Source organism: uncultured Pseudoalteromonas sp., assembly GCF_963922945.1.
In the GTDB taxonomy this organism is placed as follows: Bacteria; Pseudomonadota; Gammaproteobacteria; order Enterobacterales; family Alteromonadaceae; genus Pseudoalteromonas.
In genome coordinates this window covers 1-14,292 of record NZ_CAWUKC010000036.1, presented here as the reverse complement: position 1 = coordinate 14,292, position 14,292 = coordinate 1, and the positions used below count along the sequence as shown (strand labels likewise).

Here is a 14,292-nt window from a genome sequence, read left to right as displayed (position 1 = left end):
ATTTAGCTCGTTAGCGGCTCACAAGGTAGCGTTATAATAAATTTAGCGCCGCCTTGCTCGCGGTTCTGTGCGCTTAGCGTGCCATTAAGCGCGCTAATAATTTGCTTAGAAATACACAAGCCAAGCCCTAGCCCATCAACCGATTTAGTACTGTAAAAAGGCTCAAAAATAGTGTCTAAATCGTGCACTTCAATACCTGGTCCGGTATCTTCAATACACAATTGCACACTATTATTTAGGTAATTGGCACCAATACTCAGCTCGCGAGTAATACACCCTTGCATTGCTTGGCTAGCATTCGATATTAAGTTGACTAACACTTCTTCAAGTGCCGCTTTATCTGCTAAAACGTTTAGTTGGCTGTCTATTTTAGGCGGTAAAACACTTATATTGTCCTGCTTTAGCTGGTTTTTATTAATATCTAGTGCTTTGGCTATTGAATCATTTAATGACACTTCGCTAATAATCGCTTTTGCAGAATCAGAAAAATAATTTAGCTGTGCAACTATTTTATGCACTCTTGCTACTAAAGCTTCAATAAACTGTAAATTTTCGTTCAGGGATTCAAATTTGCCTTTTGCAAGCAATCGTTTAGCGCTTGCTAGATAGGTATTAATCGTATTAAGCGGATGATTAATTTCGTGGTTAAAGCCTATACTAAGCTGACCAATTGTTGCAAGCTTAGTTGATTGTACAAGCGTATGCTGCTGAGCTTTGAAGGTATGGGTAAGTGTATTTAGCTCATCATTAACATTATGATGCGAATACACCAGCTTTTTGACGCCAGCAAAGCGCCTTAAAAGCACATACCCAAGAGCAAGAACAAGCGCATAAATGACCACAAAGCCAAAAAGAGCTGGCAGCTGGGCAATATTGGCGTTAGATACGTTGACCAACACAGTAACCGATGCATTCAAAAAGCGTAACTTCTGATCGACTGATAAATAGCTATGATCATCAATAGTAGTAAACAATAGTTTTTGCGACGAATAAGTTGAGTGATCAATCAGCTCTGGTTGATAGTCTAAATATGCTCGACGCTGAGCGATCTCTCTGCGATGAGTTATATCCAGGATAGCAAATGTATTTAGTCGCCAGTTTGGCATATCAGAAATTGCAATCACGCTATCTTCTAACTGCACGTAAAAGTGGCTGCCTTTGTCGGTATTTAATAGCTCACGGTCACTTTCAAATTTGTTTACACTGACTTTTAAAACAACCACCCCAATTGCTTGATTGCTACTATAAATTGCTTGTGAAAAATAGATCCCCCGCTCTTTTTTACTCGTACCCACGGCAAAGTAGGCCACTTTTTCACCTGCAAACGCGCGTTTAAAATAGGGTCTAAACGACAGATCATTGCCTAAAAAAGTATGGTCAGCTTGCCAGTTGCTACTGGCAACCACAGCACCTTGTTCATTAAGAATATAAATATCTGAGGCACCACTGGCTTGTTGTATATCAGCTAAATAATTATTAATCTTTATTTCTATACTTTGCTGCGCACCTAAAAAGTCAATAATTTCATTATTATAGGTAAGAAGCTGAGGAATTTTTGAAAAACGAGCAAGCTCTGCATCAATATAATGTTTTAATTGAGTTGCTTGCTGGGCTGCTTTTTGCTCAGCCTGAGTGTAATAATGCGTTCGACCATAACAAAACACGACCGCCATAAGCACTAACATTACGACAAAAATTAGAAGAAGTTTTTTAGAAAAGGAGAACATGCCCTAGCTCACAACAAAATAGCTACAAAATTTAAGGGCGCTAGTTTAACGGGTTATGAGCGCTAACAACAGAAACTTTGTGTTAACAAATGCAATAAATTTTAATTTACTTATAAACTGCTGCAAGTCTGAGCTGACCCGCAACAGTAAGCAGTATTCGCGTTACTAAAATTACGCGTTTGTTGTTAATTTAGGTTTGTTAACAACATACTTGTACAACCCAATGAGTGAAGCGGCAATCCAGAAGATCTCGATTACAAAGCTCGCTAGGTTAAAGTTATAACATAGACTAATTAACAGTAAAATTGCCCCTGTTAAGTTCATCGTGTTATACAGTAATCCCGTTGGAGATGCTTTATTAAGTTGTAATAAAAAAAATGCACCAACAACTAAGAAAGTGCCCGCCATACCGACTATATCAAATAAGAGTGCTATCACACGTCTATCCTTTGCTTTAAAAAAACCCAACTAACTGGCCCTATCCATGGGGAGGGTGTTTTTCAATCATTGAAACAGCAAAACTGCGCGATTATATCAGCCTAAATTAAGGGTACAAGGTCAAATGTCCGCTTGTAATACGTCAAAAAAAATTAAAGAGCAGCTGTAAATGTTTACTCTGAATCGGGGTTATTTAAAGGTAACTTTACCGCCAATTATTTTATAGGCTGGCGTGCCGCGAATAATTGCTGGGCGGGCAAATGGACGCTCGCATTTGGGGCATATACACGGCGCAGTTGTGTAGTCTTGGACTATTCGTTCTATAAAACACTTTACTAAAGCGCCTTTGCCACCTTTTCTATATTTAAACAGGGCTGCTTTGCAAGCAGAGCAAAAAATATCGACGGTTTTAGTGGGTCCTTTTTTATTTGGTTTAGCCATACACTCCTTAACATACCTACGTAGACGCAAAACAGGCATTTTAGCAGTTAATAAATAAAAAGTTATAGACACTAGGCTAACTGCCTAATGAGCGGTGAGGAAAAACACAGTGGATTAAATAGTAGCTGCGGTAATAAAACGCCATAAAAGTTTTTCGCTAATCTCTAAAAAATAGGCGGTTTAATTGCGCTGATAACACATTCATATTAAATGGTTTAATAATAAACCCCGACACTTTTGCTTTAATAACTTGTTTTACTGTATCAGCGTTATCTTCGCACGTGACCATAATAACAGGTAAATCAACTAAGGCTTGGTCGTGACGTATGTTATCGAGCAAGTCTACACCGTCTACTTTAGGCATATGAAGGTCGGTTATTACTAAATCAAATTTTTGCTGACGCAGTATTTTTAACGCCTGCTGGCCGTCAGTTGCCTCCACAACATTTTTGTAATCAAGCTGCCTTAACATATTAATTAATACGTGGCGCATAAGTGGCATATCATCAACGACTAATATTTTCATAGTTATCTTTATTATGTTTTAGCACTAAAAGTTGCGCCTTATTTAACTTTCTCAGGGCCATACACCTATAATAAAACCCATTAATGTAAATTGTAATGTGTAATACCCTGCATTAATTGCGAATAATTTAATAGGCCGTTGTTCATAAATATAACTGAGCCCAAATGAGCTTCCAACCCAAAACAAGCCGATGGCAAAGCCTGTAAACGCGCCTTCCCCCATGCCGGCCTCTTTACCTAAAAATAATGACAGCACCACGGCAGACAAAAAAGTAAGTAGCATACTTCCACCAAAAATTAATACTGGTTTAGCGCTTTGTAAATCAAGATCCGTAAGCCCTGTACTCTCCAACCAAGCGTTTTTAAAAAGTGCGTTTGAAAACCAAATACCACCGAGCATAAAAGAGGAAAGTGACGCTACAAGCACGGCAAAAAAATTAACATCAGTAAAATTCATACATACTGCCATAATGCATAGAGTACAAGGGTATTTTGACTGTAGTTAAAAATATCTTAAGCAGCAAATTATCACCTTGAATAATTTACAACTTAAAGAACCGCTTTAGGTATTTAAAAATCGCCATAGGTGGCACGTGTTTGTACTTTTAAATCGGTTGGCGAAAGCGCTACTTCAAGCCCTCGCCTACCTGCACTTACATACACTGTGTTAAATGCCCTAGCACTTGAATGAATAAAGGTGGTTAGGCGTTTTTTTTGCCCAAGCGGGCTCACTCCTCCTAAAATATAGCCCGTAGCGGCTTGCACCTTTAACGCATTTGCCATTACGATTTTTTTAGAACTACACAGTTTGGCTAATTGCTTTAAATTAACTTGCTGCGATACAGGTGTCACGGCCACAATTAACTGCCCTTCACTGGTTTCGAGCACGATCGTTTTAAATACCTGTTCACGCGCAAGGTTTAATTTTTCAACGGCTTCTTGGCCATAACCTGTTGTACTCGTATCATGTTGATAACTAAGTACATCGTGAGGCACTTTTTGTTTTTTCAGTAATTCTATTGCAGGAGTCATACTATTAAGTCACATTATTTTAAGCGCATTATTAATCTACAATAAGGATTAATCATTTTGAAGAATAACTTAATCGCAAATACATTAAGGCATTTCATTGACGACTGTATAGAAAGAGCGGTTAAAGCTGCAGAGGGTCAATTGCTCAAGGCAACGAAGTAGATCAGTGGTTTAGTTGGTTGGAACAAATCACATAAATTTTGGACACAAAAAACGGTGCAAAAAGCACCGTTTTTTTAGCTTTAACGATAACTAATTACTTAGTTAAATCGTCAAAGAACTTTTTAACACCATCAAAAAAGCCTTGCTCTTTTGGACGGTTTTTTGAGCTGTCTTTACCCATGCTCTCGTCTAACTCTTTGAGTAGTTCACGTTGACGCTCGTTTAGGTTAACTGGCGTTTCGATCACGACTTTACAAATTAAGTCACCTTGAGCACCACTACGTACCGATTTAACACCTTTGCCACGCATACGGAACATTTTGCCCGTTTGTGTTTCAGACGGTATTTTAAGTTTGGCACGGCCATCAAGTGTAGGCACTTCAATTTCGCCACCAAGTCCAGCCGTAGTAAAGCTAATTGGCACTTCACAGTACAAGTTATTGCCATCGCGCACAAAAATTGGGTGTTCGCGCACCGATACTTGCACGTATAAGTCGCCAGCTGGCGCACCGTGCATACCGGCTTCACCTTCACCACTTAAGCGAATTCGGTCACCTGTATCGACACCAGCCGGTATTTTAACTGACAACGTTTTCGTTTTCTCAACACGTCCTTGCCCATGACACTTATCACATGGGTCTGAAATAATCTGACCCTGACCCTGACACGTTGGACACGTTTGTTGAACAGCAAAAAAGCCTTGGCGCATTTGTACTTGCCCTGCACCATGACAGGTAGTACATGTTTTTGGCTTAGAGCCTGCCTTTGCCCCACTACCATCACACGGCTTACAGCTAACCCATGTAGGTACTTTAATCTCAACTTCTTTGCCGCGAACCGCTTCTTCTAAGCTTAGGTCCATGTTGTAACGTAAATCAGATCCACGTTGCTGGCGCGATTGACGACGGCCACCGCCACCACCGAAGATATCACCGAATACATCACCAAAAATATCACCAAAATCGCCTTGACCACCGCCAAAGCCGCCGTGACCAGCGCCACCGCCTTGTTCAAAGGCAGCATGGCCGTATTGGTCATACATTTGACGTTTTTGATCGTCGGTTAAAACCTCGTAAGCATCTTTTACTTCTTTAAATTTATTCTCGAGATCTTTATCACCGGCGGTACGATCTGGGTGATATTTCATCGCTAAGCGTTTATACGCTTTTTTTATGTCTCTCTCGCTCGCATCTTTGCTAACGCCGAGAACTTCGTAATAATCGCGTTTTGACATATCTATCACACTACTCTTTACTTGTTGCAGCTAGGCTGCGGGATAAACCGATAAATCACATCGATTTACCATGAAAAATTTAAACCTTAAATACATACAAAAGGCGCGACAAGCTGTAGCCTGCGCGCCTCAAAAGTTCATCCTACCCTAAAAACGTGAACAAATCATGTTGTTTAGGCTAGTTAGAAGCTTAGCTGACAATTACTTGTCGTCTTTTACTTCTTCAAACTCAGCATCAACTACATCGTCGTCTTGCTTAGCAGACTGCTGTGGTTGCTCGCCTGCCTCTGCGCCACCTTGTTGCGCTTTAGCTTGAGCGATTTCCATTAGCTTTTGAGACTTTTCAGCAAGCGCTTGAGTTTTAGCTTCAATTTCAGCTTTATCATCGCTCTTAATAGCCGTTTCAAGCTCTACCACTGCAGCTTCAATTGCTTCTTTGTCTTCGCTTGGTAATGCATCGCCAGCTTCTTCAATTTGCTTACGAGTGCCGTGTACCATAGCATCAGCTTGGTTACGAGTAGCTACTAGCTCTTCAAACTTTTTATCTTCTTCAGCATTAGCTTCTGCATCACGAACCATTTTCTCTACTTCTTCATCGCTTAAGCCTGAAGATGCTTGAATCGTGATTTTTTGCTCTTTACCTGTATCTTTATCTTTCGCTGATACATGTAAGATACCATCCGCGTCTACATCAAAAGTTACTTCGATTTGTGGTGTACCACGTTGTGCTGGACGAATACCTTCTAGGTTAAATTGACCTAGAGATTTATTGTCGCTAGCACGTTTACGCTCACCTTGTAGAACGTGAATCGTTACTGCAGATTGGTTATCTTCTGCTGTAGAGAAAGTTTGCGATTTCTTCGTTGGAATCGTTGTATTTTTCTCAATTAGCGGTGTCATTACAGAACCCATTGTCTCAATACCTAGCGATAATGGAGACACGTCTAATAGTAGTACGTCTTTAACGTCACCTGCTAATACACCACCTTGAATCGCCGCGCCTACTGCTACCGCTTCATCTGGGTTAACATCTTTACGCGGCTCTTTACCAAAGAACTCAGCAACAGTTTTTTGTACTAGTGGCATACGTGTTTGACCACCTACTAAAATGATATCGTTAATATCATTTACAGATAAATCAGCATCCGCTAGTGCACGTTTAAGTGGCTCAATTGACTTAGTTACTAAGTCTTCTACTAATGACTCAAGTTTAGCACGCGTAAGTTTCACGTTCATGTGCTTAGGACCTGTAGCATCGGCAGTTACGTACGGAAGGTTAACTTCTGTAGATTGTGCAGATGATAGTTCGATTTTCGCTTTTTCAGCCGCTTCTTTAACACGTTGCATAGCAAGCGGATCGTTTTGTAAATCGATACCTTGGTCTTTCTTGAACTCAGCTACTAAGTAGTTGATTACGCGGTTATCGAAATCTTCACCACCTAAGTGAGTGTCACCGTTTGTAGCAAGTACTTCAAATGTGTGCTCGCCTTCAACTTCATCAATTTCAATGATTGATAAATCGAAAGTACCACCACCTAAGTCGTATACTGCAACAACGTTTTCACCTTTGTTTTTGTCCATGCCGTAAGCAAGAGCAGCAGCTGTTGGCTCATTGATGATACGTTTAACTTCAAGACCCGCAATACGACCAGCATCTTTTGTTGCTTGACGTTGTGAATCGTTAAAGTATGCAGGTACTGTGATTACAGCTTCAGTTACTTCTTCACCTAAGAAGTCTTCTGCCGTTTTCTTCATTTTTTTAAGTACTTCTGCAGAAATTTGTGGTGCAGCGCGTTTTTCACCGCCCGCTTCAACCCATGCATCGCCGTTATCAGCTTTGATGATTTTGAACGGCATAATACCGATATCACGTTGTACTTCTTCGTCTTCAAAACGACGACCAATTAAACGCTTAATTGCAAATAACGTGTTAGTTGGGTTAGTAACCGCTTGACGCTTAGCAGGTTGACCTACTAGAGTCTCGCCGTCTTGCGTGTAAGCAATAATAGACGGGGTTGTGCGATCGCCTTCCGCATTTTCAATAACACGTGCTTTATCACCATCAAGTACTGCAACACAAGAGTTTGTAGTACCTAAATCGATTCCAATAATTTTACCCATGAATCTTCTCCAACTTCAAATTCGTTAATACGTTCGATGACTAGTAAATAGGGATGCCACAAAGTGAATTCAACTGTAAAAATGAAAAAAAATTCATTTTTTGTAATTTATTTAACAAAAAACCTTAATAAAAGTAGGGTTTGATGTTTTTTGCGCCAAATACACCCCTCCAACTCAACTAGTCTGACCAGTTGATATGTGTTATATATGACTAATAATGATAATTTCAAGGATAATCACGATGCATTTTGATGACTTATTAAAACACGCTGAGGCTATTTCAAGCTCTTCTTCGGCTTCACTTGCCAATAACAGCCATACAATGGAGTTTCCTGCTAATTGGTGCCAAGGAAGAACCGCCTTTGGTGGCCTCTCTGCTGCACTACTTTATCAAGCAATAAAAAAACACATTGACCCAAGTCGACGATTACTTTCTTTAAGCACTAATTTTGTTGGCCCTTTGCTTGCCGACACGCCTTTTTCGTTATCTGTTGAAGTTTTGCGTCAAGGTAAAAGCAGTACTCAGGTATTAGCTAAAGTTATTCAGAGTGAGCAAGTGTGTGTTATTGTCCAAGCGTGCTTCGCGATTGATAGGCAATCAGGTGTTAACGTACTGGTTAGTAAAAAAATGGGATTAAAGCCTGTAGACCCACGCCATACACTCCCATTTATACAAGGGCAAATGCCTGAGTTTTTTCAGCATGTTGACTTATGCCCACAACAAGGTGCTATGCCTTTTAGCGCTGCAGATTCTTCGCATTTGGGTGGCTGGATGCGCTTTAAACATACCCCAGAGGCAATAACCGAAGCACATATAATAGCCCTTACCGATGCATGGCCCCCTACGCTACTACAAATGTTTAAACAGCCTGCGCCTGCAAGTAGCATGTCGTGGTATTTAGAATTTGTGCAAGAGCCAACGCTTACCCCGGGTGAATGGTTAGGCTTTGAAGCAATTACTCATCATGCAAAAGGTGGCTACGGATTAGAAGATGGTTGTATTTGGTCGCAATCAGGCGAACTGATAGCACTGACACGTCAAACTGTGGCGGTGTTTGATTAAACACCGTTTAATTAAGCTGTTTATAATCGCTCACAATATGTTGATACCTACCATTAGCTTTTATCGCTAACAGGCCTTCATCGAATATTTTTTGAAGCGCCCGGTCGTTAAAATAAGCCGGCCGTGGTGCTTTTGGAAAAATAGTGTGAATATTAACAGGCAATGAGTGTGAATAAGCATGATTGTAATAATGAAATATACGCTTATCGAGTACAATTACATCAACCCACTCTTTCATTAATCTATCGATCTGCGCGCGTTGATTAACCACTTCCCCATAACTTGAGAACGTAGAGACTGCCTTTGCAAACGCAGTGGGTAAATAGGCAGTCGCGTTTTGAAAACCTAATACACTTTTATTATTTAAATGTTTTATCGCCTCAATTTTAAATTGGCGTTTTCTCAGCGATACCGCCACATTTTGATAACTCAACACAGGCTCACTAGAAAAAATTCCTGCTCTGCGCTCGCCTGCATAGTTAAGTAGTATGTCAACACCGCCACTGTGTAACTGCTGTTCAGCCCGTTTGTTAGACATGTAAATAACCTTAATATCATCTAACCCTTGCTCAAGCAGAGCAGCCCTAATAAGCGTAAGCTGTAAACCCGAATTTGTCTTTTTTATAACGTATGGCGGTATCGTTGCACTAGCGGCAATGACGATTGGCTGTTTTTGTTGCTCAGCTACAACTAAATGACTCATGAAGAAACAGCCAATAACACACATTACGAAAGGGTTCACATTTATCCTCGACACAATATTACAGCGCTGCACAGTGAATCGCGTTGTATTAATGGCTTAAATATAGCAAAATTGCGTAAATATTCCTCTTTAATGGTTTAAACTTGCAAACAATTTGCCCATGTTGCGACCTACTAATTCATGTACCCGCAATAGCCGATAAACAAATAGCAACGTGCCCACATTGTCACCACAAGTTGTCTGAATGTGATGTCAACAACGACAGTAAAATAGTTGCGCTTAGTATTGGTTCATTGTTGATGTTACTCAGTAGCATGTTTTACCCGTTTATTTCATTTAGTAGTAGTGGCCTTACACAAACTATCACCCTGCCCGATGCGGCGCGGATTTTATTTAATTACGATAGTGAATTACTGGGCTTATTTATAGACTTAAGCATAATTGCATTGCCAATGAGCTTACTGATCATTCTGATCCCTTTACACCTTGGTCTACTGCAAACATTGCCAGAAGGTATAGCAAGGCGATTACTCAAGTTTACCTTAGCCCTTGAGCCGTGGATCATGTCGGAAATATTTTTAATTGGTGTACTGGTCAGCATGGTTAAAATTATGTCGCTTGCCGATATTAGTTTTGGTGTGAGTTTTTGGGCCTATATAGGTTTTGTTATTTTATACATCGGTGCACTTACCCATTTAAATAAGCCGCGCTTATGGGCACAAATTAAACCGGCAGCAATACTTGAGGACACTTCTCATGCTAAACGCGCCATTGATCAAAATATAAAAGCGTGTCACGTTTGTCACCAGTTGTGTAAAAGCACTGTTTGCCCACGCTGTCATACTAAAACTCATATAAGAAATCCTAATAGTGTACAAAAGGCAGCGGCCTGGTTAGTTACTTCTGTGCTTTGTTATATCCCTGCAAACCTATTACCAATAATGCATACAACCAGCCTAGGTGATGAATCCCCTTCAACCTTAATTGGTGGTGTACTAACACTTTGGAAAAGTGGCTCATACCCCATTGCCATCATTATATTTTTAGCAAGTGTAGTGGTACCACTTGCCAAAGCCCTCGTGCTTAGTTTTTTATGTATTATGGTGGCCAAACCTGCTAACAAACACACTAAGGGATACACTAAAATATATCAACTTACTGAATTTATTGGCAAATGGTCAATGATAGATGTATTTGTTGTTGCTATACTCGTCGCCTTAGTACAACTTGGCAACTTAATGTCAATTACACCAGGACTTGGCATTGTATTTTTTACAGTTATGGTAATATGCCAAATGATGGCAGCCCATGCATTTGATCCACGCCTATTGTGGGATACACCAAAAAACAAACATTCAGAGAATAAAGCATGACCGAAACGGCTAATGTAACTACAAAACCAAAAATTTCAGCTATTTGGATAATTCCATTAATAGCCTTATTCGTTGGTATATGGATGTTGTATCAATACCAAGCAAACATAGGCCCAACTATTTATATAAAAATGCCACACGCAGAAGGCATTGTTGCAGGGAAAACAGAAATAAAAGTGCGAAGCGTTAAAATAGGTCAAATCGACGCTATACGCCTTTCTGACTCTCAAGATAGCGTAATCGTTCGCGCACAAATAGATAAAAACTACAACGAATTGCTTACCGAAGATGCCAAAATTTGGGTTGTAAAACCGCGAATAGATGAAACAGGTATAAGTGGTATGAGCACGCTCTTGTCGGGTGTCTATTTAGAGTTTTCACCCGGAGAGAGTAAAAAGCTAAAAGAACGTTTTGTTCTACAAGATGAGCCTGCTCTTATAGGTAAAGATGTTAAGGGTGGGCGGTTTCAATTACTCAGTTACAACGCTGAAGTGCTCGAGGTAAGCACCGGTATATTTTATAAAAATTATAAAATAGGCCAAATAGAAACCGCTACGTTTGACTGGAAAAACCAAGCAATGAAGTATGGGATTTTTATTAACGAGCCATATCAAAACCTAATTACTTTAAATTCAATTTTTTGGGTTAATGCCGGCATTGAAATAGACTTATCTGCCGATGGAATTAATATAAACACAGGCTCGTTGAGCAAACTCTTAAAAGGCGGCATTTCGGTAGGCTTACCTGATCAACAAACCCCTGGCGACTTAGCACAAGATGGCCATAATTTTTCACTAAGTCAAAGCTATAAAGAGGCGCTGGAAGAACGCTTTTACGACTTTGATTATTATATTATTGATTTTGAACAATCAATACGCGGTCTAAGAGCAGGCGCGCCAGTAGAATATCGTGGCACGCGAATTGGCACCGTGGTTGAAGCACCAGCAAATGTTATTATAAACGGTAAACCCGCACATTTTAAAAACCACAACACGGCTGTACCTGTGCTTATTAAAATTGAATATGGTCGCCTTTATCATGACAGTGCATCAGCCAAAGAGTTTTGGCAAAGTAGCCTCACAGGCTGGATAAAAAATGGTATGCGTGCTTCTTTAAAAACTGGCAACTTGTTAACTGGCGCAGTGTATGTTGATTTTGATATATACCCCGACGCACCAAAAGCGCATTTAGCAAAGTTGGCCCAGTATGATGTATTTCCAAGTATTTCAAGCGGTATTACGGTCCTTGCCGATCAGGTATCGGACGTACTTAACAAGGTCAATGATTTAAAAATTGAAGATAGTCTTGCGCAAATGCAAGCTACATTTAGCGATTATCAATTACTTGCTAACGAAATGCGCGCGTTATTAAACCAAAAAGAGACCCAAAATTTACCTGCAGACTTTAATCGTAATTTTGAAAAAATGACCAAAAGTATGGAGCAATTTGAGGTTACCATGCGCCAATTTGATAAAACAATGGCAAGCTATCAAGCAGGCTCTGAGTTTCATCATCAGCTACAACAAACCTTGTTAGAATTTAAACGCTTAAGTGAAGAAATTCAGCCTCTAACACGTGGCTTAAATGAGCAACCAAATATGTTTATATTTGATAAAGCGCTCCCCGCTGATCCACAACCAAGGAAGCAATAAATGAAACACTTACTTTTAGCCATAACGGTGTTATTTACCCTAGGTGGGTGCAGTGCATCAATACAAACGACCACGCAATATTATCAGTTTGAGCAACCTATTGCTTCATCATCTCGCCATATAAAAGAGACAGACGCTCAGCTTAGAGTTCAGACCGTTGTACTAAGAGGTGCATTAAATAACTTGGGCATCGCAATGAAGATTGATAATAATCAAATTCACGCTGCGAACTACAACCTATGGGGTGAATCACCCGATGTTATGCTGACCGCCACAGCACAGCAAACTCTTTTTAATGCAATGCCAAACTGGATGGTAATAAAAGGCTTACCGGTTATCACTGAGCTTGACCAACAAATATTTTACGAGCTTGAATATGAAGTTCACCACTTTAATGGCGACACTCAAGGCAATGCTGATATTTCAGGCCTGTGGCGCTTGTATTACACCCATCCAGAAACTGGCCGTCGACTTATCAGTATCCATAATTTTGCGCATTTAGTCCCGATACAAAACGATGGTTACGATGGCTTGGTTGCTACACTTGAGCAAACGTGGCTAAACATAAATTTAGATGTTGCTAAAGCGATAGAGCAAGCACGACTGTAAAAACCATATAAAATAGATATAAAAAACCCCAATGTAACACGACATCGGGGTTTAGTATTCGTTTTTGATATCACTTAGCTAAAGTGAGGAAAATAACACTTATTTTTGTAAGCTAATATCTTTGTAATAGGCTTCAAGCGAGTTAATTTTGGTTTGATTTGGCAAATCAGCAAACTCACTGTCAGTAAATTTAGTGCCACGTAGCTGTACATTTAAGCGCGCAGCGTCTGGGTTAAGCATGGTTTGCTTATAGTACTGCCTAATATCTTCAAGCGTTACTTTTTCAACTTCATCAATTAGTTTTTCTCTAGAGTTAAAGTCAAAGTTTTCACGATACCAATCAGTAATAAGTGGTCCCATCTCATCACTTAAGTTTTTAGGCTGCTCTTTTAATGATACAAGCGTCGCGTTTTTAAGCTGCTCAAATGTATCTGTGCTCATGTTATCAAGCTCTACCGCATACTCTTTTTTAAATTGATCAAAGCGTGCTTGTATCTCTTTTGGCCCTTTAACCGGTGTTTGAATAAACAAGCCAATAGCTGAGTAATCCTCTATTGGGCGAGCCAATGCACCTACAGCGTATGCGAGCTGCTCTTCGGTGCGCATTTTATCAAATGCAACGGTTCTAAAGTGACTTTGTAGCACTGCTGCTTGTGCTTTTTGCTTATATCCCGGTACTGGATGAACCACCATGTCAACCACGGCAACGTCTGCTACATCAATGTCTTTTTGAAGTACCCGTGTTTCTCCTGGCTGAGGTAACCACGCTTTACTACGCGCAAACTCACTCGAAGTATGATTGCTTGGCAACGTAGCACTTAATTCATCTGCAATCGACTCTATATCTTGCTGGTTATAATTTCCAAAGCTAAATACACGTAAATCGTTACTGGCAAATGTGGCCGCTTTTAACTTATTTAAATCGTCAACACTTAGCGATTCTGCCGCTTTTATAAGTGCTTGTGTATCAAAACTGCCTGTGCGAGTAAGTTTAGAATAGGCACCAAATGCTTGAGCATATGGAAATTGCTTTTGCTGGTTTAGCAAGCCACGTTTATAACGATCAATTGCTTGATTAAATGCTTGTTTAGTTTCACCTGTTTTTAAACCACTTAGTGCTTGTTTTAAAAGTACATCTTGCTTATCAGTAAAGCCACTCATTGACAAAACTAAGCCATTACTTGGCGCAAGATTTACGCTCATGCCGGCAAT

General features: G+C 40.0%; 14 protein-coding genes. 4 read left to right on the top strand and 10 right to left on the bottom strand.

The genetic code is table 11. The annotated features are described in order from the left end of the window. Positions 1-2 precede the first annotated feature (2 nt). The 8 genes from AABI99_RS09565 to dnaK form a co-directional block, all read right to left on the bottom strand. Complete coding sequence (locus AABI99_RS09565) at positions 3-1,727, bottom strand: ATP-binding protein (RefSeq protein WP_338365501.1); 1,725 nt, start codon at positions 1,725-1,727, stop codon at positions 3-5. Positions 1,728-1,898: 171 nt separating this feature from the next. After that, entirely contained in the window at positions 1,899-2,165 is a 267-nt protein-coding gene (locus AABI99_RS09560) for a hypothetical protein (RefSeq protein ID WP_338365499.1), read from the bottom strand. A 189-nt stretch (positions 2,166-2,354) separates the two neighbouring features. Beyond that, positions 2,355-2,606 (bottom strand): hypothetical protein, encoded by a 252-nt coding sequence (locus AABI99_RS09555; protein WP_338365498.1) that lies wholly within the window; start codon positions 2,604-2,606, stop codon positions 2,355-2,357. Between the two features lie 157 nt (positions 2,607-2,763). Then, a complete protein-coding gene (locus AABI99_RS09550; protein WP_338365497.1) occupies positions 2,764-3,132 on the bottom strand; it encodes a response regulator in 369 nt (122 codons plus the stop codon). Positions 3,133-3,183: 51 nt separating this feature from the next. Beyond that, the gene (locus AABI99_RS09545) at positions 3,184-3,588 is read right to left on the bottom strand and encodes a DUF1761 domain-containing protein (RefSeq protein WP_338365496.1); all 405 of its coding nucleotides are present in this window, start codon (positions 3,586-3,588) and stop codon (positions 3,184-3,186) included. Positions 3,589-3,701: 113 nt separating this feature from the next. Continuing rightward, on the bottom strand, positions 3,702-4,163 hold the full coding sequence (gene ybaK, locus AABI99_RS09540) for a Cys-tRNA(Pro) deacylase (RefSeq protein ID WP_338365495.1): 462 nt from the start codon (positions 4,161-4,163) through the stop codon (positions 3,702-3,704). A gap of 256 nt (positions 4,164-4,419) precedes the next feature. Further along, positions 4,420-5,559 carry a molecular chaperone DnaJ gene (dnaJ, locus tag AABI99_RS09535; protein WP_338365516.1) on the bottom strand — a complete coding sequence of 380 codons (1,140 nt, stop codon included), beginning with the start codon at positions 5,557-5,559 and terminating at the stop codon, positions 4,420-4,422. Positions 5,560-5,760: 201 nt separating this feature from the next. Beyond that, entirely contained in the window at positions 5,761-7,680 is a 1,920-nt protein-coding gene (gene dnaK / locus AABI99_RS09530) for a molecular chaperone DnaK (protein WP_338365494.1), read from the bottom strand. A 241-nt stretch (positions 7,681-7,921) separates the two neighbouring features. Here dnaK and AABI99_RS09525 point away from each other — a divergent pair, with 241 nt between their 5' ends. After that, positions 7,922-8,743 carry a thioesterase family protein gene (locus AABI99_RS09525; protein WP_338365493.1) on the top strand — a complete coding sequence of 274 codons (822 nt, stop codon included), beginning with the start codon at positions 7,922-7,924 and terminating at the stop codon, positions 8,741-8,743. Positions 8,744-8,750: 7 nt separating this feature from the next. On the opposite strand, the gene AABI99_RS09520 is transcribed toward AABI99_RS09525, so the two are convergent. After that, positions 8,751-9,446, bottom strand: a complete 696-nt coding sequence (locus AABI99_RS09520) for a transporter substrate-binding domain-containing protein (RefSeq protein WP_338365492.1) — start codon at positions 9,444-9,446, stop codon at positions 8,751-8,753. Positions 9,447-9,589: 143 nt separating this feature from the next. Here AABI99_RS09520 and AABI99_RS09515 point away from each other — a divergent pair, with 143 nt between their 5' ends. The 3 genes from AABI99_RS09515 to AABI99_RS09505 are packed head-to-tail and all read left to right on the top strand — an operon-like array spanning position 9,590 to position 13,080. Further along, on the top strand, positions 9,590-10,819 hold the full coding sequence (locus tag AABI99_RS09515) for a paraquat-inducible protein A (RefSeq protein ID WP_338365491.1): 1,230 nt from the start codon (positions 9,590-9,592) through the stop codon (positions 10,817-10,819). Further along, the gene (gene pqiB / locus AABI99_RS09510) at positions 10,816-12,471 is read left to right on the top strand and encodes an intermembrane transport protein PqiB (protein ID WP_338365490.1); all 1,656 of its coding nucleotides are present in this window, start codon (positions 10,816-10,818) and stop codon (positions 12,469-12,471) included. The genes AABI99_RS09515 and pqiB overlap by 4 nt, the downstream gene beginning before the upstream one ends. Next, the gene (locus AABI99_RS09505) at positions 12,472-13,080 is read left to right on the top strand and encodes a PqiC family protein (protein WP_338365489.1); all 609 of its coding nucleotides are present in this window, start codon (positions 12,472-12,474) and stop codon (positions 13,078-13,080) included. It begins immediately after the preceding gene. Positions 13,081-13,179: 99 nt separating this feature from the next. Here AABI99_RS09505 and AABI99_RS09500 read toward each other — a convergent pair. Then, a partial coding sequence (locus tag AABI99_RS09500) for an insulinase family protein (protein ID WP_338365488.1) occupies positions 13,180-14,292 on the bottom strand: 1,113 nt, incomplete at its 5' end.

What these genes read in the sequence shown, in the direction of transcription:
- AABI99_RS09555 (WP_338365498.1), bottom strand. Translation starts at nt 2,606, where the DNA reads ATGGCTAAACCAAATAAAAAAGGACCCACTAAAACCGTCGATATTTTT.
- AABI99_RS09545 (WP_338365496.1), bottom strand. Translation starts at nt 3,588, where the DNA reads ATGAATTTTACTGATGTTAATTTTTTTGCCGTGCTTGTAGCGTCACTT.
- ybaK (WP_338365495.1), bottom strand. Translation starts at nt 4,163, where the DNA reads ATGACTCCTGCAATAGAATTACTGAAAAAACAAAAAGTGCCTCACGAT.
- AABI99_RS09520 (WP_338365492.1), bottom strand. Translation starts at nt 9,446, where the DNA reads ATGAGTCATTTAGTTGTAGCTGAGCAACAAAAACAGCCAATCGTCATT.
- AABI99_RS09525 (WP_338365493.1), top strand. Translation starts at nt 7,922, where the DNA reads ATGCATTTTGATGACTTATTAAAACACGCTGAGGCTATTTCAAGCTCT.
- dnaK (WP_338365494.1), bottom strand. Translation starts at nt 7,680, where the DNA reads ATGGGTAAAATTATTGGAATCGATTTAGGTACTACAAACTCTTGTGTT.
- dnaJ (WP_338365516.1), bottom strand. Translation starts at nt 5,559, where the DNA reads ATGTCAAAACGCGATTATTACGAAGTTCTCGGCGTTAGCAAAGATGCG.
- AABI99_RS09550 (WP_338365497.1), bottom strand. Translation starts at nt 3,132, where the DNA reads ATGAAAATATTAGTCGTTGATGATATGCCACTTATGCGCCACGTATTA.
- AABI99_RS09565 (WP_338365501.1), bottom strand. Translation starts at nt 1,727, where the DNA reads ATGTTCTCCTTTTCTAAAAAACTTCTTCTAATTTTTGTCGTAATGTTA.
- AABI99_RS09505 (WP_338365489.1), top strand. Translation starts at nt 12,472, where the DNA reads ATGAAACACTTACTTTTAGCCATAACGGTGTTATTTACCCTAGGTGGG.
- pqiB (WP_338365490.1), top strand. Translation starts at nt 10,816, where the DNA reads ATGACCGAAACGGCTAATGTAACTACAAAACCAAAAATTTCAGCTATT.